Raw genomic sequence first — 950 nt, 5'->3', positions numbered from 1 at the left:
ACCTGCACAGCAGGTGGTTTTCTTTTGGACAATAAAAGGGAGATTTCTACCATAGAAATCTCCCTATATGTTTAAAACTGAAATTATCATAAATAAATATTATTTTATTTCAACTTTGTACTTATTTCTAAGCTCACTATCAAGCTTTGAATACATATATGCCTGTCTTTCTTGCAACAATCCTCTTTTTATAGCATCTTTCACTTCGTCAAAGGATTTTAAATCAGGTTCTATTTTTTCTTCTACTTTTATAAGATGATATCCAAATTGAGTTTTTACAGGTTCACTAATTACTCCTATATCTAAATTAAAAGCAGCTTTTTCAAATTCAGGTACCATTTGTCCTCTAGAGAATTTCCCCAAGTTACCGCCTTGGGCCTTAGATGGGCAATTAGAATATTTTTGAGCAGCTTCTTCAAAAGACATGCCTTCTGATATATATTTTGAAACTTCATTAGCCTTTTCAAGATTATCAACTAATATGTGTTTTGCATTTACCATTTCTGGAGTTTTATACATATTTTTATTTGCTTCATAATAATCTTTAACTTCCTCATCTGTTACATTAACTCCACCCATAGCCTTAGCTATTGCAGTCTGGGTTAAAATTTCTTTTTTAGCTTCCTCTAATTTTCGTAAATATAAATTATCTTTTTCTATGTTTGTGTCTTTTGCATAATTATATACTAATTCAAAAAATATTATTTCATTTAATAATTGTTTTTTACCATTTTCTGTGCTTAATTGTGCCTTCTTATCACTAGGAAATCTATTAATTGTATTTTGAATATCACTTTCTTTTATTTCAGCTCCATTTACAAGTGCAAGTACTTTATCTTCCATAAATTTAGCTCCTTTTTATAATATGAATTTTTACATTATCAATTATGTCACATTTTTTATTAATTTTCTATATAATAAAAAAGGTTTCAGATAAAATCTGAAACCTT

At 27.8% G+C, this 950-nt stretch carries 1 protein-coding gene; it reads right to left on the bottom strand.

Going from position 1 to position 950, the window contains the following annotated elements; translation table 11 throughout:
- Positions 1-99: 99 nt before the first annotated feature.
- Positions 100-843: a peptidylprolyl isomerase gene (locus J418_RS0105080; RefSeq protein ID WP_017751352.1), complete on the bottom strand. Its 744-nt coding sequence runs from the start codon at positions 841-843 to the stop codon at positions 100-102.
- Positions 844-950 lie beyond the last annotated feature (107 nt).

This window comes from Clostridium tyrobutyricum DSM 2637 = ATCC 25755 = JCM 11008 (assembly GCF_000359585.1).
In the GTDB taxonomy this organism is placed as follows: Bacteria; Bacillota; Clostridia; order Clostridiales; family Clostridiaceae; genus Clostridium_B; species Clostridium_B tyrobutyricum.
This window is presented reverse-complemented; position numbering and strand designations above follow the sequence as displayed.